This is a genomic window from Psychrobacter sp. (assembly GCF_041554015.1).
GTDB lineage: Bacteria > Pseudomonadota > Gammaproteobacteria > Pseudomonadales > Moraxellaceae > Psychrobacter.
This window is the reverse complement of sequence record NZ_JBFFMS010000003.1, coordinates 76899-94072: the sequence shown is the minus strand read 5'-3', so window position 1 is coordinate 94072 and position 17174 is coordinate 76899. Positions and strand designations below refer to the sequence as shown.

Annotated in this window: 17 protein-coding genes; 11 read left to right on the top strand and 6 right to left on the bottom strand. The window is 41.5% G+C overall.

What is annotated here, in order from left to right:
• The first annotated feature begins 41 nt into the window (after positions 1-41).
• The 4 genes from ABYU67_RS02140 (at position 42) to ABYU67_RS02125 (ending at position 4046) form a co-directional block, all read left to right on the top strand.
• A complete protein-coding gene (locus ABYU67_RS02140; RefSeq protein ID WP_372843371.1) occupies positions 42-842 on the top strand; it encodes a glycosyltransferase in 801 nt (266 codons plus the stop codon).
• Positions 843-1695: 853 nt separating this feature from the next.
• Positions 1696-3306 carry a glycosyltransferase family 2 protein gene (locus ABYU67_RS02135; protein ID WP_372843370.1) on the top strand — a complete coding sequence of 537 codons (1611 nt, stop codon included), beginning with the start codon at positions 1696-1698 and terminating at the stop codon, positions 3304-3306.
• Positions 3307-3411: a glycosyltransferase family 25 protein gene (locus ABYU67_RS02130; protein ID WP_372843390.1), complete on the top strand. Its 105-nt coding sequence runs from the start codon at positions 3307-3309 to the stop codon at positions 3409-3411. It abuts the gene before it with no gap.
• Between the two features lie 44 nt (positions 3412-3455).
• Entirely contained in the window at positions 3456-4046 is a 591-nt protein-coding gene (locus ABYU67_RS02125; protein ID WP_372843369.1) for a glycosyltransferase family 25 protein, read from the top strand.
• Between the two features lie 43 nt (positions 4047-4089).
• Here ABYU67_RS02125 and ABYU67_RS02120 read toward each other — a convergent pair whose 3' ends face one another.
• The 4 genes from ABYU67_RS02120 to glnE all read right to left on the bottom strand — a co-directional run bounded on the left by ABYU67_RS02120 (position 4090) and on the right by glnE (position 10271).
• Complete coding sequence (locus tag ABYU67_RS02120; protein ID WP_372843368.1) at positions 4090-5070, bottom strand: glycosyltransferase family 4 protein; 981 nt, start codon at positions 5068-5070, stop codon at positions 4090-4092.
• An 11-nt stretch (positions 5071-5081) separates the two neighbouring features.
• Positions 5082-6050: a glycosyltransferase family 4 protein gene (locus ABYU67_RS02115; RefSeq protein ID WP_372843389.1), complete on the bottom strand. Its 969-nt coding sequence runs from the start codon at positions 6048-6050 to the stop codon at positions 5082-5084.
• Between the two features lie 203 nt (positions 6051-6253).
• Positions 6254-7183: a branched-chain amino acid transaminase gene (locus tag ABYU67_RS02110; RefSeq protein ID WP_372843367.1), complete on the bottom strand. Its 930-nt coding sequence runs from the start codon at positions 7181-7183 to the stop codon at positions 6254-6256.
• Positions 7184-7424: 241 nt separating this feature from the next.
• The gene (glnE, locus tag ABYU67_RS02105; protein WP_372843366.1) at positions 7425-10271 is read right to left on the bottom strand and encodes a bifunctional [glutamate--ammonia ligase]-adenylyl-L-tyrosine phosphorylase/[glutamate--ammonia-ligase] adenylyltransferase; all 2847 of its coding nucleotides are present in this window, start codon (positions 10269-10271) and stop codon (positions 7425-7427) included.
• A 276-nt stretch (positions 10272-10547) separates the two neighbouring features.
• On the opposite strand from glnE, the gene tusD reads away from it, so the two are divergent.
• From tusD to ABYU67_RS02085, 4 genes are all read left to right on the top strand, one after another.
• Positions 10548-10979 carry a sulfurtransferase complex subunit TusD gene (tusD, locus tag ABYU67_RS02100; protein WP_372843365.1) on the top strand — a complete coding sequence of 144 codons (432 nt, stop codon included), beginning with the start codon at positions 10548-10550 and terminating at the stop codon, positions 10977-10979.
• Between the two features lie 21 nt (positions 10980-11000).
• Positions 11001-11324, top strand: coding sequence for a hypothetical protein (locus ABYU67_RS02095; RefSeq protein WP_372843364.1), 324 nt, complete (start codon positions 11001-11003; stop codon positions 11322-11324).
• A gap of 83 nt (positions 11325-11407) precedes the next feature.
• Complete coding sequence (locus ABYU67_RS02090; protein ID WP_372843363.1) at positions 11408-11746, top strand: hypothetical protein; 339 nt, start codon at positions 11408-11410, stop codon at positions 11744-11746.
• A 14-nt stretch (positions 11747-11760) separates the two neighbouring features.
• Positions 11761-12114 (top strand): TusE/DsrC/DsvC family sulfur relay protein, encoded by a 354-nt coding sequence (locus ABYU67_RS02085; RefSeq protein ID WP_372843388.1) that lies wholly within the window; start codon positions 11761-11763, stop codon positions 12112-12114.
• Between the two features lie 59 nt (positions 12115-12173).
• On the opposite strand, the gene ABYU67_RS02080 is transcribed toward ABYU67_RS02085, so the two are convergent.
• Positions 12174-12734 (bottom strand): tRNA (cytidine(34)-2'-O)-methyltransferase, encoded by a 561-nt coding sequence (locus ABYU67_RS02080; protein WP_372843362.1) that lies wholly within the window; start codon positions 12732-12734, stop codon positions 12174-12176.
• Positions 12735-12995: 261 nt separating this feature from the next.
• On the opposite strand from ABYU67_RS02080, the gene ABYU67_RS02075 reads away from it, so the two are divergent.
• Positions 12996-13136, top strand: coding sequence for an entericidin A/B family lipoprotein (locus tag ABYU67_RS02075; protein ID WP_011280495.1), 141 nt, complete (start codon positions 12996-12998; stop codon positions 13134-13136).
• 118 nt (positions 13137-13254) lie between these two features.
• On the opposite strand, the gene hemW is transcribed toward ABYU67_RS02075, so the two are convergent.
• Positions 13255-14592: a radical SAM family heme chaperone HemW gene (gene hemW, locus ABYU67_RS02070; protein WP_372843361.1), complete on the bottom strand. Its 1338-nt coding sequence runs from the start codon at positions 14590-14592 to the stop codon at positions 13255-13257.
• 239 nt (positions 14593-14831) lie between these two features.
• Between hemW and ABYU67_RS02065 the strand changes: the two genes are divergently transcribed.
• The gene (locus ABYU67_RS02065) at positions 14832-15329 is read left to right on the top strand and encodes an EVE domain-containing protein (RefSeq protein ID WP_372843360.1); all 498 of its coding nucleotides are present in this window, start codon (positions 14832-14834) and stop codon (positions 15327-15329) included.
• Between the two features lie 382 nt (positions 15330-15711).
• Complete coding sequence (locus ABYU67_RS02060) at positions 15712-17079, top strand: MATE family efflux transporter (protein WP_372843387.1); 1368 nt, start codon at positions 15712-15714, stop codon at positions 17077-17079.
• Positions 17080-17174: the final 95 nt, after the last annotated feature.

The window sequence follows — 17174 nt, the reverse complement described above, 5'->3', positions numbered from 1 at the left end:
CATAAGAGTTAGTCCCTTATTTATACAAATATGAGTGTTCTATGGCAACTGACATGAATCAAAACTTACCAACCAATCAAACGCAAATACATAGTGAAAACTCCGAACAGCGTTATATCATTTGTATGAAATGGGGTGATAAATACGGGGCTGAATATGTCAATCGTCTGTATAACATGGTCCGTCGCAACTTGACGTTGGACTTTCAGATGGTTTGCTTGACTGATGACAGTACAGGTATCAATCCTGCTGTTATCTGCCACCCTATCCCTGAGATGGATCTGCCAGCTGGTCCTGAGCGTGGCTGGAAGAAACTGACGACCTTTAAGCCAGAGCTGTATGACCTCAAAGGCGTCGCCTTATTCTTAGATATTGATATTGTGATCGTTGATAATATCGATGGATTCTTCACTTATAAAGCTGAGCATGAAGATAGCGTCGTCATCATCCGTGACTGGAAAAAGCCTTGGCGCATGATTGGCAATAGCTCGGTATATCGCTTCAATATCGGTATGAATACGTATCCTGATTTATTAGCAAATTTTGAGCGTAATTTTGATACTATTCGCACGCAAGTTCGTCATGAGCAAGCTTATCTGTCTAATTATTTGCGTGAGCATCATCATTTAGAATACTGGGATAAAGACTGGTGTGTCAGCTTTAAATATCAGTGTATTGCCCCGATTCCGTTCAATCTAGTACGGGCACCTACTTTGCCAAATAATGCTAAAATCGTTATCTTCCATGGTGAGATCAATCCACCAGATGCCATCAATGGCGGCGGCGGTAAATGGTATCGTCATGTGAAGCCAAGCCCTTGGTTGAAGGAGCATTGGGTATAATTTGATTATCAAACCCTCAATACTTTAAAATTTCTGAAGTTGAAATTAGGATTGTCCCTTATGATTGAGTTTGAGATTGGTCATCAGTCTTTCTCTATTCGCGCGTTTCACGCATAAGAAAGCCAATAGAACCTTGACCGACAAACTGTCAATATCATTGCCGAGTAATATTTTAAAGAATATTAGATACAGCTACTATTTTTATTAATAGTTGACAGACCATGCGGTGGGAAAGCAAATGATTCAGAATTTAGTCGCTTATTGTTAAAAGACCTGTCACGACACCAAGCACCTATCAGATATTCTTTAGACATTACACACAACTTTATAGAAGCCGGCACAGTGGATAACGGCTATATTTAAATCTTATGCTTCAATGATAACATAACCAAAGCGCTCATAGTTTAAAGTCATAACAAGCAGTACGCACCAGCAATGCTCGCTGCAACCTGTTTATAAGCAGCAGCTTGGCGAGTTTCTATATTAAACAGCGGTTATTGTAAGGGGCGATCAATAATGCATACGATAATCTAAGCGCATATTCGCCATACCTTTTAAGCAAAGCACATGGACATCGTAATCCATATCTATATAGGCACGCGCTAATATCATGACCATACATTATGTATTGCACCCTTCTGACGCTTTTGATATCAGTAAAATAACTGTTTAATATTGCAGCGCTCTATCTTTGTATGCTAGTCTCCTCTATTTTTAGATTACGAACTAGAGTGTATTAAAACACTTTCTTCTCAACTCTCTAATATTATTAAATCAGTAAGCTGTAGGCTACTATCTTTTAGGATAGTAGTCCTTATTTTGATACAAATCACTATCTACAGGAGCATAAGGTGTGAATCATGTAAAAGATATTAGGTCATACCGCTTATCAGTAGTAATAATAGTTAAAAATGAAGCCAAAAACCTTGCTATTACTCTACCTTCTCTACAAGGATTGGCTGATGAAATTATTGTATTAGACTCGGGCAGTACCGATAACAGCCGTCAGCTTGTAGAGCAATATGGCGGAACATGGTATGTCAATACAGACTGGCAAGGATTTGGCAAACAACGTCAACTGGCACAGTCGTATGCAACTGGTGATTGGATTTTTGCATTAGATGCTGATGAAGAAGTTACTCCTGAACTGAAGAAAAGTATATTAGAGGTCATCACACAAAAACCTGCTAATACAGTCTATGGCATCAAGCGTATCGACTGTATTTTTGGTCATGAAATTGACCCTAGCTATTGGGCAATAAAAGCACATTGGCGCTTATATCCCAATCATTTTTCATATAATGATAATCTCGTTCATGAGTCTGTCATTCTAAATAATGCTATTACCAATACGTTAAACGGTTTTATGCGCCATCATACAGCCGAAACCCCACTATTTTGGCTAGAAAAACGCTTAGATTATGCAAAGGCATGGGCTGAAGATCGTCACAAGAAAGGTAAAAAAACTAGCTTTTACAAGCTTATTTTAAATCCACTTTGGGCATTTATTAAGCAGTATTTCATAGATGGACGCTTCTTAAAAGGCAAATACGGACTTATATATTCACTGCTATTTACCCAATATACTTTCAATAAATACGCTATTTTATATGATCTAACTCACAATCAAGCAGAGCAAACGTTTATAGAAACGTTAAAAATAGCTGAAAACCTACAGCCGATAGATGTATCGAAAAAGCAGAGCAGCTTGTCTTTAGTAATGATTGTGAAAAACGAAGCCAAGCATTTAGAAGCGTGTCTGAAAACGGTGCAAGATATTGTCGATGAAATCATTATTTTGGATTCTGGTAGTACAGATGGCACTGAAGCGATTGCCCGGCAGTATGGTGCTAAATGGCATGTCAGTGAGCAGTGGCAAGGATTTGGTAAACAGCGACAGTTGGCACAATTTTATGCTACTTGTGATTACGTCTTAGTACTCGATGCAGATGAGCGTCTAGAGAGTGATTTACGACATTCTATTATTAATTTGTTAAATGAGCCGCTACAGACCGATAAAGTATTCAGTGTGGCACGTGTCAATCAATTTTGTGGCGTCGAAGTACAAAATCGTATGTGGTATACAGATAAACTAGCACGCTTATACGCCAACCGATCATTTAAATACTCTGATTTAGATGTTCATGAGTCATTAGATCAAAAAGGCATGCCAAGTGAGGTGTTGCAGGGTTACTTATTACACATCACCAATGATAATTTACATCATTTTTTGATGAAAAACGTGCGCTATAGTCATGATTGGGCACAAGATAAACACCTTAAAGGAAAAAAAATAACGCTATTAGGAGTGTTATTACGCTCTTGGTTTTCTTTCTTTCGCGAATACATCATGCGAGCTGACCTATTAGGCGGAGCCTACGGTTATATTCTAGCTTTTGCCTCGCTAGGTTATACTATGGATAAATACATCATGCTCTGGCAACTTAACCAAGAAAAAAAGTAAATACAGAACTGTGTCATCAGCCTAACAACCGCGACTGATCGTCATCCGCACATCACTGAAGCATTTACAAAGCAAAACATCCCTTTTGAGTTTTTGATGCGATAGCAGTTCTTCAACTGGAGGAAGCATCTAGAACATTAGATTTACGCTTGGCAGAAAGTGGGCGTTTATTGCCTATAGAAAAAGCTTGTTTTTTAAGCCATGTTTGCTTATGGCAAAAAGCCATAGACGACAATCTCGAATATATGTCAATATTTGAGGACGATATTTATTTAGGGAAAAATGCTGATAATTTTTTAACTGAGTACAGATGGATATCAGAAAACCTTACTGACATGGATGTTATTAAGTTAGAAATAACTCTTGAAAAAACTCATTTTAATCAAGCATCAATTAGCTATGAGAACTGGCACTTTTCTCGCCTGAAAAGCTGTCATACAGGAACAGCTGCTTACATTATCTCAAAAAAGGCAGCCAAGACCTTTATTCAGCATGTCCGAGCTTTGAGTGCAACTGACTATATAGTAATGGATCACTTAATATTTGGTAAGTTATTAGCTGTTACCTATATTTATCAATTATCTCCTTCTTTAAGTGTCCAATCTACCATTTTAGAGCCAGAAAACCCTACTTTAGAAAGCGATATAAGTAAGGCTCGCCTAGCACATAATAATAGCATGATTAAAAACCCAAGAGACCTCAAACACTTTTTCAGAAAAAATAAAACGAAGTGTAAGTAAACGTATGTTTTATACTATTGTACCTTTCGACTAATTCACTAAATCAGCTTCTCATTTTTAATCTGTCTTTAATATTTGCTTTGGCCTTTGGTTTTTCCGTATTAAGTGCTTCACCTGCAAGCACTTTTTCATAACATTGCATATAACCTTTTGCCATAGCCACATGACTAAAGTATGTCTGTGCATGATGGTGGCAAGCGCGCCTATCAAATCTATCAATATTTTTGGTCGCATCAATAAGCTCAGCATAACTGCTGGATACAATACCAATATCACCTTGCGTGATAATATCTGGTAAAGATCCAAAAGGTGTTGCCAATACAGGACAACCAAGATATAAACTTTCAATCACTGCCAAGCCAAAAGGCTCGTGCCACAATACGGGAAAGAGCAATCCTTTAGAATGACGAACCAACTGACTCTTTTGCTCACCACCAACCATTCCATGAAACGTCAGATTTGAAGACATATAAAAGTAAGGGTTTCGGCGGATATTAAAACGTTCACCACCTAAGATATGTAGCGGTATATCCGCTTGCTTTGCTATTTTTACAGTTCCCTGCAGGTTTTTAATGCGCCAAGAAGCTTTTGCTAAAAAATGAACATAATTTTTAGGACTAAAGTTTGGCTCACCATAATCATTCCAATATAGGCCATTGTGGACATAGCAGCTGGCATTATAGTTTTCCGCATGCTTCTTCGATAAGTAGATCGTATTGACAGGATATTCTTGTTCAATCTCGCTGTTACTGTGTTCAGTACAAACGAATGGGATGTCAATATCTCCATCATAGCGAAAATGAAAATGAATGATATCTGCCCACCCTTCTATCTGCTTTTCTAAAGACAGCTGCTCATCGAAATAGATCGCATCCTCATGTGAGCTTTTGTGCTTGGTTAAAAACCTAACTTCATGCCCTAGTGATTTTTGTCCTTGATACAATCCCCACAACACGCGTTCAGTACCCCCATAATCTTTAGGCGGGATACTTAACTGAGTCAAAAGCACATGTAATATTTTCATCATCTAACCTTTTAATCTTTTAAGACAAACTCATAGGGGAGGTTTTTAGTTACCTCAGGAGCTGTCTTATGTAAAGTATGACCATTTAAGACTTTTTCATAATAATATAAGTAGTTTTTACTCATCACTAGGTGACTAAATGTGTCTCGTGCATAATCATGACAGCGCTGACGACTAAATTGTCCAATATTTTTTAGAGTATCTATCATCACAGTTTTACTATCGGTACTAATACCAACATCTTGATTAATGAGCTCTGGCAGAGAACCACATCGACTACCAATAACAGGGCAGCCTAAATATAAGCTTTCAATCATAGCTAAGCCAAAAGCTTCATTTGTTAATACGGGAAAAATTAATGCTTGCGAGTTGCGAATAACCTGATTCTTTTTGTCACCGCCAAGCATGCCATAAAACTTAAGGTCATTACCTGGATAAACGTAAGGTTGGTATTTGCCGTCTTTACGCCATTTTAGGCAGTAACGTTTGCTACCAATGGCATGCAATTTTTTATTTGCTTTTCTTGCAATATCCACACTGTCTTTTAAATTTTTATCTTTATATTTTGCATTTGCTAAAAAATGTACATAGTTTTCTGGCTGTTTTATATTAGGTCGACCATAATCTTCCCAGTATAAACCATTATAAACATACGCTTCCCCACCACTACGTTCAGCATGTAACTTTCCCAAAAAGATAGTGTTTTTAGGAAATATAGCGGGGGTAATCTGTTGATTATGTGTTGTACAGACAAAAGGAGTTTTTAATGTTCCTTGAAATAAGAAGTGAAAGTGAATAACATCGGCCCACCCTTCTACTTGATCTTCAATTCTCTGAGAAGGGTTATATAAAATTGAATCAGGATGTTGGTTTTGATATTTGGTCATAAACTTAACGTCATGCCCCAACTCCTTTTGCCCTTTATATAGTGCCCAGACAACTCGTTCGGTGCCGCCATATTTTAAAGGCGGTATAGGCATTCTAGTTAACAGAACATGAAGGATTTTCACAGTTACCTCAAGATGATAGACATTAAAAGCGGATCAAGAAAACAGTTCATAAAGCAGTTATTACTGATTTTTTGTGCAACTACTATATGTTGTTTATATTTAAAAAATTGATTTAGTCATAAAAAAGCTGGACAGTAATGTCCAGCTTTTTTCAAGAAGATAAACTAATACACCTAATCAATAAAGCTTAACCAATCCATATACTGCTCATTACGCCCATGTACCACATCAAAGTACAAGGTTTGCAGCTTTTCGGTCAACGGACCGCGACCACCATTACCGATGGTACGATCATCGTATTCACGAATAGGCGTGACTTCAGCAGCGGTACCAGTCATAAATATCTCATCCGCTAGGTAAAACTCATCACGAGTGATACGACGCTCAATGACTTTAATACCTAAGTCATGAGCGAACTGAATGATAGTACGACGCGTGATGCCATCTAATGCACCGCCTGCTAAGTCTGGTGTATGTAACACGCCATCTTTAACTAAGAATAAGTTCTCACCTGCGCCTTGGCACACAAAACCTTGTGGATCCATCAAGATGGCTTCGTCATAACCATTACGGGTAACTTCTTGGTTAGCCATAATAGATACTGGATAATTGCTTGAGGCTTTCGCTTTACACATGGTTACGTTTGGCATGTGATGGGTGTATGACGAGGTCTTAACTCGGATGCCGTTTTTGATACCTTCTTCACCCAAATAAGCGCCCCAATGCCAAGCGCCAACCATCGCATTGACGCTGTTGTCACGTGACGACAAGCCAAGTTTTTCTGCGCCAATCCAAATCAGTGGGCGAATATACGCTTCTGCTAGATTGTTTTGTTTGACCACATCTTTTTGTGCTTGCTCAAGGGTTGCCGCATCAAAAGGCACATCTAGCTGGAAAATTTTAGCCGAGCCTAGCAGGCGCTCAGTATGCTCTTTTAGACGAAAAATCGCGGTACGATTATCAGCAGTTTGATAAGCACGCACGCCTTCAAATACCGCTATACCGTAATGTAGGCTGTGGGTAAATATATGAACCTTGGCATCTGGCTGATCAATCATCGTGCCATTCATCCAAAGCTTGCCTTCCTGTGTTGCCATATTCATCTAATAATCCTTATGCTAGCGCTAACGTCTAACTTTTTTTGTTGAGTGTTAAGTAAATGTTTCAATTAAAATTTTATAATGATACTGAGTGCCTGTTTTAATGCACGAATATCCTGTGCAAATTTAATGCGCAAATGATTATATCACCAGCACGCCAAGCAAATGAAATATTTTAGTTCATTACGACAGTGCCTTTATTTATACAGCGTTAAATATCAATGCCAAGACCGTTTTAGCACTGCTATTCAGCCGATTCCACACCCATTAGTTGCTGCCACTGTGTCTGTACCAGTGTACGGGTTTCGGTCCAAAGCGACTCATCGACCAATAATGTCTGCTCGGATAATGCCAACTGATGCGTCGCGGCGCGGATGCGTAAATACGCATCGGTCAAATCTTGACAGATCTCACTCTCCCAAATACCTAATGCCGCCATCTCTTCAAAGATACGGACGTTATCACTCCATTTGGTCAAGGTTGGATGCTCATGCGAATAGGCCAATACGGCAAATTGCGCCAAAAACTCGATATCAACGATACCGCCTGCATCTTGCTTAAGATGAAACTTACCCGCTTGCTGCTGCCATTGACTGGTACCCAGATGCTTTTGCATTTTAATACGCATACTGGTTACTTCAATACGAACTTGCTCAATCGTGCGCGGTAATGCCAAAACAGTACGGCGAATATCACAAAAACGGGCTGTGACGCGTTTGTCACCGCAGATTGCCCGAGCCCGCACCAACGCTTGATGCTCCCAAGACCACGCTTTCTCAAGCTGATAGGTTTCAAACGCATGACAAGACACCACCATCATGCCAGCATTGCCTGAGGGACGCAGGCGCATATCCACCTCATAAGCACGGCCATCACGGGTTTGGGTATTTAGATAGGTCATAAGCTTTTGTGCCAAGCGTGCCGCAAACTTCATACCGCTGACCGATTTCTCACCCGTGGTCATACCCTGCTCTTTTATCTTATGCAAAAATACCAAGTCTAAGTCTGATGAATAAGACAACTCAAGCCCGCCAAGCTTGCCATAACCGATAATCGCAAAGCCGCAGTCCGCTTCGGTGACCGGATCGCCATCTTGACCAATAGGATACCCATAACGTTTGACAATCTCGGCAAAAGCACGCTCAAGCGCCGCTTCTAATACTACCTCAGCAATATAGGTTAAAGAGTCCGATACCTTCATGATGGGACGTTCAGCGAGTACGTCACTGGCAGCAACCGCCAATACTTGATTCTTTTTAAACAGTCGCAGGACGCTGAGTAACGACTCTTCATCATCAGGCTCTACTCTTAATAACTGCTGACGCAAGATATCACGCAGCTCAAGCTTGTCCGGTAAATGCCGATAACGTTGCTGTAAAAAGGTATCCAATAACACTGGATACTGCGCCAACTCTTTGGCAATCCAAGGGCTAGCGGATAACATCGGAATCAACTCAACCGTGGCATTTGGGTTTTCTGCAATCATCACTAAGTAGATAGAACGACGACAAATCGCCTCAAGCAAAGCAATCAAGCGTGGTAAGGCAGTATTCGCCAGTTGCTGCTGATCTTGATGAGCAAGTAGCGCATGTACAATGACTGGATACGCTCCATCCAAGCGCTCACGCGCCTCATCGCTTAAATTGGCAACCATCTTTGACTGCCAAAAATTTTGCAATTGAGCATGATTCTCATCCGTCAAAACATCATGTAAACGGGCAACTTGCTCATCCAAGTTGGCAGGTTCAAGCTCATCATCATGAGCCGGCACTTGCCTTTCAGTCACCATGCGCTCAAACGGCACATTGACATGATAGCGGTGATGGTTCAGGGTAGCTAATAACCCCTCCCACTCTTTGAACCCAAGCGTCAGTGCCAGATTGTGCTGCCAATATACATCGTGAGGGAGGCGCTGGGTTTGCTGGTCATTAATCGCCTGAATACCGTGCTCAAGCCGGCGTAAAAACCGATAAGCGCTCTGCAGATTTTGATAAGTGATTGCTTCTAAATACTTAAGCTCATATAGCGCCTGCATCGCCTTCAAGCAAGACTTAACCTGTAGCTGTGGATGCCGTCCGCCATAAATCAGCTGAAAGGCTTGGACGATAAACTCGATATCTCGGATACCGCCAGCGCCAAGCTTGATATTGTCCAAATCTTCGCGCTGTGCCACTTGGTTTTGAATCAGAGACTTCATCTCTCTGAGTGCTGAAAAAGCACTATAGTCGACATAATATCGAAAGACAAACGGCTTAATAAGCGCCTGAATATCCTCATAAAACGGCTGCTCTATATGACCAACCACGCGCGCCTTTAACCAAGCAAACCGCTCCCATGCCCGCCCATGCTGAGCAAAGTATTTTTGTAATGCCGACAGATGAATTGCCAAATCGCTACCATCGCCCCATGGACGCAGGCGCATATCTACTCGAAACACAAAACCATCTGCGGTATTGTTATCAAGCAGCCTGATGATACCTTGACCGAGCCGCGTCATAAACCGCTTATTATCAATACTACGCGTGCCTTTGGCTTTATCACCGTCAGTCTCACCGCGTGCCTGATGAATAAAAATTAGGTCAATATCACTCGATAAATTCAGCTCATGAGCGCCAAGCTTGCCCATCGCCATGATTGCCATATCATCAACTTGTACATTGCCCATCTCATTTATAAAGGTAGGCTGACCATATTGAGTCACCAGCTGCTGATAGGTATAGTCTTTGGCAAATAAAATACAACCATCAGCAAATTCAGACAATTCATCGGTCAGCTGCTCAAGCGCAATCACCGCCAATGCGTCTTGCCATACCCAGCGCATCATAAGCAGCATGCGCAAGTTGCGTAAGCCACTCATCACTTTGGTTTCGTGACCAAGCTGGTAGTTTTCATCTAAAGTATAATCTTGAATAAGATCGTCAATTTGCTGGCGCGTTAAGGTTGTATCCAAAGGATAGCTGCGTAAAAACGTCTGGCAGGCACCCGTGCGACTTTGCCATACCTGATAGGCAAACTCACTGGCAGTTTGCAGTACTTTTAGCTGTTCTGATGTGGGCTGATAGCCGTTACCATTGGGGGTGGTAGATAGCATAATGATATTACCTCATTGCAGCATAGAGCCATAAGCCTACGTGAACTGGGCGAATAAGTTTATTGTTTTTTCTTACGGGACGGTCATAACTGCTATGAATCAGCGAGACACCATGCTTTTATAGTAACATAAATAAGGCCATGTGCAGCTAAGAGCAAGCATACTTGCAAAAAATGAAAAAGCGCTGAATGATGCTACAATATACGTCAATAAGGTCTCAGTCCTTTTAACCATTCATTTATTCAATGCTTATTCTTACTATGTGATACCGCGATTATGACAACCTCAACACCCCTACTTTTAATCACCGCTGACCCAAGCCATCCACTTGCCCATTTGGCATTACGCTATGCGCGCGCTTATTTACAAAACGCCTCTTTAGCCGATAATACGCCTAATAGCACCACTCATGAAAATCCCACATTAAACCTCTTTTTTTATGCAGATGCAGCACATACTGCCAATCGTTTACGCTGGCAATCCGCCGATCAGACAAATATTACCCAAGAGTGGCAGGCACTTGCTGAGCAATATAATCTTGTGCTGCCGGTGTGCGTCAGTACGGCACTTAGCCGCGGTATCAGTGATACGGACAATAGCACACGCCATCAGTTAGAGACAGAGAACCTAGCGACAGGTTTTAAACTCGTAGGTCTGAGTGAGCTTGCGATGATGATGCAAGGCGACTGCCGATTACTACAATTCTAATAAAAAATTAGGAACACCCCCATGAAACTTCTCATTCGACTGCATACGCCCACTGAGATGGCAAGCTATGAAGGCTGTGCGCTGGCTTTGACATTAGCGACTTTTGGACATGAGGTGCAGCTGTATTTGGATGCACCCGTTTTTGGATTTTTAATGCAGCCAGATTCACGCTTGCAAGGTATGATTCAAGCGCTTGAGCTTTATGATATGCCGCCTGCGTGGCTACCTGATGATGTTTTTAGTGGCTGGATAGCGGGCATGCTACCAACGGACTTGGCAGCGCAGTTGGTTTTGATTCCAGAAGAAGTAAATTTACAAGCATTTGAGCAAATTCTGACTTTTTAAACTTAGAACCATCTCTAGCAAAGCTGATGTACCATTTTATGGTTTTAAACCTATAGATAGATAGCAACCAATCGGACACAAGTATGGCAACTTTATATCAATTACATAGCAGTATGGATACGCTCAGACGCACTACAGAACAAATGGCTCTATCATGGCAGGCAGGCGATAGCATCCTTTTATTGGGCACGACCGTTGCGTATATAGATTGGTTCAATGCGTATTTGGGTGATATCGAAAATACGGAGATAGATACCATTGCTGGTATTTATGCGCTTGCCGATGATGTGGCACAGTTGCATGAAAATACCGCAGCAAAGCTTAATCTAGCAGCAAAGCTCACTGGTATTTTAAGTGATGCAGAATGGGTCGCGATGACCCAAGACAGCCAATTTGATAAAGTGGTAACGATTGCCTTATGAGTATTTCTACTGACATGTCGCCATCCTTGCTGAGCCCAATCGATGTATCATTAGACGATGTTGCATTGGATCAAGATGGACATTTATGCGACCATACTGTCTGGACGCCAATTATTGCACAGCAGCTAGCCAATACTTTGGACGTGCATTTAAATGCTGAGCACTTGGCCATATTGCAGCAAGTACGAGCGTTTTTTATAAAATTTAATCATGCCCCCGCTACCCGCCCGTTGATCAAATGGCTGCAACAGACTTTGCCCGATAATGACATCAGCAATCAAAAGCTACAGCAGCTATTTAATACAGGTCTGGTCGCCCGCCACGTCAATCGTCTCGCTGGGCTACCCAAACCGCCGAATTGCTTATAAATGCTCATAAAAAAGGCAGATAAATTCTTTTATTTATCTGTCTTTTTATAATACAAGTACTATTTTGGGTCGTAGACAGTCAAGGTTTCATAGCCGATACTACGACCCTCATCACCCCTAAAGCCTTGCTGTCGCCATACTTCATATAAGCATATTGCCACGCTGTTCGACAGATTCAAACTGCGCGAATCTGCTAACATCGGCAATCGTAGCCAGTTATCAGCGCCAATATCTTCACGTATATCCTCTGCCAGTCCCGCTGTTTCTGAGCCAAAAACCATGGCCACGTTATTTTTAGACAACTCACTGCCCGACTCTGCCAACGCTTGCCCGCCAAAATCATATTCATAAAAAGGCTGACTTAACTTGGTCGTTAATGCCGTAATGGTATGGCAGTCAGCATCTTGCAGTGCTTGCTTTGTTATTAACCAATTGTCATGTACTTGCAGATGGGCATACTCATGATAATCCAATCCTGCACGGCGCAATTTTTTATCATCCAACTCAAACCCTAATGGTTTGACCAAATGCAACTGCGCCCCACTATTGGCACACAGACGAATGATATTGCCGGTATTACTGGGCATTTTTGGCGCTACCAGCACGATATGAATGGTCATACTCTCTCCGTCATTAGGATTAGGGTTGTTTTTCTGGCTTATATGGCAAGGGTAATTAAAAGTTACAGTTTACTGCCAATAATTACATTTTGATACTGGGCACGTATTTTAACTTTCATTATGATGGCTATAACGGACAACGGGATAATATAAAAACATTGTCATCGTCTGTTATCATCTTGCAGTGCAACTTAGGATTAACATTAGGTTTCACTGTAATTATACTACTTATCTATCTCTGTCTTTTTTGAGGAATATACCATGAAAAAATTAGTTATCGCATCTTTGGCTGCTATGTTTGTACTAACTGGTTGTAATACTTTTAAAGGTCTAGGCCAAGACGTATCAAGCGCTGGTAGCGCTGTAAGTGGTACGGCACAAGAAGTACAGAACAAAATCTAAGCTGTGAATATTTAGATTATTTAAAGGGCTTATCATTTATGTGGTAAGCCCTTTTTCTTAAGCTTAAACCTTATACAGTAGCGCTTTTTCATTTTAGGCCCTTAATCAGACCATTACGCTATAAGAACGCTCTTAACATTTGATTGAGATATCTTTTACCAAGCTCGGTTGGTTGCAACTGCTCCGAATGATCTATCAATAGACCTTGCTCGATCATTCTAGTAACTTGTATTGCAATGCTGTCATAACTTAACCCCGTACGTGCTTCAAATAACGACCATGCTACGCCACCATGTAAACGTAAGGCATTGAGCATAAACTCACTAACCAGCTCCTCTTGATCAATGGCTTGCCAGCCAATCATCTTTGGCGCTTGTCTTACTTGTACTAAACTCAACTCTTGCTCTTTGGCTTCGTGATACTCCATATAATCTTTTGGCATACGGGATTTACTAAAGCGATAGATACCTGATTGTGTGTTTTCGCTATCCATACTCCATACATCGGCAGGCATATGATTGCTTATATTTTGCCCAACAATATCTTGTCCGACAGTCGCTTTGCCATGCGCACCTGCTCCGATTGCTAAATAGTCACCAAACTGCCAATAATTGACGTTATGACGACATGGCTTATCTGCTGACCCAGACCACGCAGACACTTCATAATGGTTATAGCCTAAATCCTTTAATAACGTCTGACCCGCTTGTTCGATATCTGCCAAACGATCCTCATCAGGTAAAATCGGCTGACTGCGATAAAAAACGGTATTTGGCTCAATGGTCAGCTGATACCATGAAATATGAGTCGCACCAGCGTCGTGTGCCATCTGAATATCATCTAACGCTTCGCTCGTGGTTTGTCCTGGTAATCCATGCATTAGATCTACGTTCACACGCGAAAACCCTGCTTCTCGAGCCGCTTTAATCGCAGAGAGCGCCTGGATAGGATTGTGAATACGCCCAAGCGTGGTTAACTGTTCAGCAGAAAAGCTCTGCACACCGATCGACAAACGATTGATCCCGACTGCCAAATACTCAGCAAATGGCGCATGCTCAAGAGTGCCTGGATTTGCCTCCATCGTCACCTCAATATCATGTGCAAATCTAAAAATCTTACGCAATTGGGTAAACAAGCGCTGATACTGCACAATGGGCAACAATGAGGGCGTACCGCCGCCGATAAATATAGAGCTGACCTCGCGACCTTGGGTCAATATCTGCTGCATAGCAGCATCTTTTAATAGCGCATCTACATATTCGTCATACATGGACAGCTGACTATCAACTGGCAACTCATGTGAATTAAAATCGCAGTAAGGGCATTTTTTGACACACCATGGGATATGGATATATAACGCCAACGGAATGTCGCTTACCTCTATCGTATGGGTAGAGTGCTCATCATAAGCAGGTTTTGCTTGCTGAGACAGCTGATTGGGTTTGATATTTGACATAAGCGCACTTATCTATAAATAGGTTGCTGCTATCAGTAGCAGAAAATACCGCTAGGATAACGGCTAAGTACTGTAAAAAAAAGCTTAACTTTAAGAAAAAGCTATGGATAACAAAATCAATGACAAACTTTTATGTTAAAGACCTTTAGTAATGGGCAAAATAACTTAGGATCACCATCACTATATAAAACACTGATCAATGAATAAGTGTTAAAAAAAGATAAAAAGGATCAAAAAGCATGGCATATTGGCTTATAAAATCTAACCCAAGCTGTTTTGGTATAAAAGATTTAAAAGAGGCAGGCACTGAGATGTGGGATGGGGTGCGCAATTACCGAGCTCGCAATTTTATGCGTGATGATATGCAAGTGGGTGACAAGGCATTCTTTTATCATTCCAGTGCTAAGCCTTCTGGCGTTGCTGGTGTCGTAACCATTAGCAGAGCGGGCTATCCTGACACCACCCAGTTTTATCCTGAGCACCGACATTACGACCCTAAAGCAACTGCGGATAAGCCGCGTTGGTACATGGTAGATGTGACCTTTGAGCAAACTTTTAATGATATTTTGCCGCTGTCAGAGCTAAAGTTTTTGCCCGCCCTCGAAGACTCTTTGCTACTTAAAAAAGGCTGTGAGCAATTGACCATCATACCACTTGAGCCTAAACACTGGTATGCGATTATGGATATGGCAGAAAAGCTTCATTTACTGTCAGAAGATACTGACTCTATTGAATAAATCACTCTGGCTGACAAGTACCAAAATTGATGTTTGATTCTTCTATCAAGTGCTTAGTACAGCCGTATCTCCAACTTTTACCAAACCGTTCTAACACGTTTACATCATAGCCTAACTTCTTTACCATTTGATTAACTGCTGACCTGTCACTTCATTACTTGAGTTGACGGGTTATTTTTATTTTTGCAGCAGTGATTATTTTTTTACACTGTATCTTGAGTCTTATTAAAAATGGACTTGCTCATATTATTTATCGGAGTATTATCGACGCACAAACCTTCTGTTTTACCATCTCGCTATTGATTTATTAATGATCCTATTCGTTCATTAATAACATTTATTTATCAAAAATAATTATTGTAAAGAATAAAAGTTGCTCATTATGGTTTTCCCATTGTCTTTTGTAGATTTTAAAAGTTACAGTTTACGCTTAGGTATACTCGCGCTTCCCATTTTAATTACCCAATTTTGTCAAGCAGCGCTTGGGGTTGTCGATGCCATTATGGCAGGTCAGGTTTCGGCGCTTGATTTAGCAGCCGTCGCTGTTGGTTCTGGCATCTGGCTACCATTGTTTTTATTAGCCACAGGTATTTTGATTGCGACGACGCCTCTGATTGGTGAAGCCATTGGTCAAAGCCAACTTGATAAAGTGCCGCATATCACCCAGCAGTCATTATGGACGGCTGGTGTCATTGGCATCCTAGGTTTTATCATTGTCAATTTGGCACCCAATGTCCTTGGTATTATGGGTGTTCCTGAAAACATCCAACCGATAGCGACGCAGTATCTGCATGGCGTATCATTTGGTTTTCCTGCGATTGCGGTTTATGCGGTGCTGCGTAGTTACTGTGAAGCGCTTGGTCGACCTGAGCCGGTGACGGTTATTAGTATCATAGGTTTGCTTGCAGATATCCCGCTTAACTATATATTTATCCACGGTCTGTTTGGTATGCCTGAGATGGGCGGTGCTGGCTGCGGTGTGGCAACCGCCATCGTTTTGTGGATTAACGTTTTATTATTAGCCGCTTATACCAGCTTTACTAAGCGTCAACAGTTTGCCAGTACGCGCTTTTTTTATGCCTTTGCCAGCCCCAATCGGGTACAAATCAAAAAACTGCTCAAGCTTGGTATTCCAATTGGCGTTTCTATCTTTTTTGAAGCCAGTCTATTTAGCTTAGGCGCATTGGTGATTAGCCCGCTGGGTGAAATAGCAACTGCATCGCACCAAGTCGCCCTCTCAGTGACCTCGCAGCTGTTTATGATTCCCATTTCGGTTGCGATGGCTCTGACTATTATGGTGTCCAATCGCTTTGGTGAAAAAAACCTGATGGCACTGCGTCAAGTACAAGCTACCGGTCTTATATGGACTATCCTCATTGCGTTTGCCTGTATGATTGGGGTGTGGTTATTTAGACCGCAATTGGCAGCAGCGTTCACTGACAATCCTGTGGTACGAGCACAAGCCATGCATCTGCTGGTCTTTGCGCTCGCGTATCAGCTGTTTGATGGCTGGCAAGTCAACGTTGCGGGCATATTACGCGGCATGCAAGATACAACGATACCGATGTGGGTGACGTTATTTTGTTATTGGATAGTGGCGCTGCCCCTTGGTATTTATTTGGTACGTTTTACTGAGCTTGGGGCGCAAGGTTTTTGGATGGCGTTAATCACAGGGCTATTCTTATCGTCTATTCTGCTGACCATACGTCTGCGCTACCAACAAAAGCGCTTATTGGCGATGTGGGGTTAACGATACCGTTAGATTTACACAAGTTTGTCTAAATGTTATCGCTAATAATCATCACTGGCGCTCGCAAGTCACATAGACTATGATAAATTCTTGAG

Coding starts and splice junctions, on each gene's coding strand:
- ABYU67_RS02140 (WP_372843371.1), top strand. CDS start 42: ATGGCAACTGACATGAATCAAAACTTACCAACCAATCAAACGCAAATA.
- ABYU67_RS02120 (WP_372843368.1), bottom strand. CDS start 5,070: ATGAAAATATTACATGTGCTTTTGACTCAGTTAAGTATCCCGCCTAAA.
- ABYU67_RS02115 (WP_372843389.1), bottom strand. CDS start 6,050: ATGCCTATACCGCCTTTAAAATATGGCGGCACCGAACGAGTTGTCTGG.
- ABYU67_RS02110 (WP_372843367.1), bottom strand. CDS start 7,183: ATGAATATGGCAACACAGGAAGGCAAGCTTTGGATGAATGGCACGATG.
- glnE (WP_372843366.1), bottom strand. CDS start 10,271: ATGCTATCTACCACCCCCAATGGTAACGGCTATCAGCCCACATCAGAA.
- tusD (WP_372843365.1), top strand. CDS start 10,548: ATGACAACCTCAACACCCCTACTTTTAATCACCGCTGACCCAAGCCAT.
- ABYU67_RS02095 (WP_372843364.1), top strand. CDS start 11,001: ATGAAACTTCTCATTCGACTGCATACGCCCACTGAGATGGCAAGCTAT.
- ABYU67_RS02090 (WP_372843363.1), top strand. CDS start 11,408: ATGGCAACTTTATATCAATTACATAGCAGTATGGATACGCTCAGACGC.
- ABYU67_RS02085 (WP_372843388.1), top strand. CDS start 11,761: ATGTCGCCATCCTTGCTGAGCCCAATCGATGTATCATTAGACGATGTT.
- ABYU67_RS02080 (WP_372843362.1), bottom strand. CDS start 12,734: ATGACCATTCATATCGTGCTGGTAGCGCCAAAAATGCCCAGTAATACC.
- ABYU67_RS02075 (WP_011280495.1), top strand. CDS start 12,996: ATGAAAAAATTAGTTATCGCATCTTTGGCTGCTATGTTTGTACTAACT.
- hemW (WP_372843361.1), bottom strand. CDS start 14,592: ATGTCAAATATCAAACCCAATCAGCTGTCTCAGCAAGCAAAACCTGCT.
- ABYU67_RS02065 (WP_372843360.1), top strand. CDS start 14,832: ATGGCATATTGGCTTATAAAATCTAACCCAAGCTGTTTTGGTATAAAA.
- ABYU67_RS02060 (WP_372843387.1), top strand. CDS start 15,712: ATGGTTTTCCCATTGTCTTTTGTAGATTTTAAAAGTTACAGTTTACGC.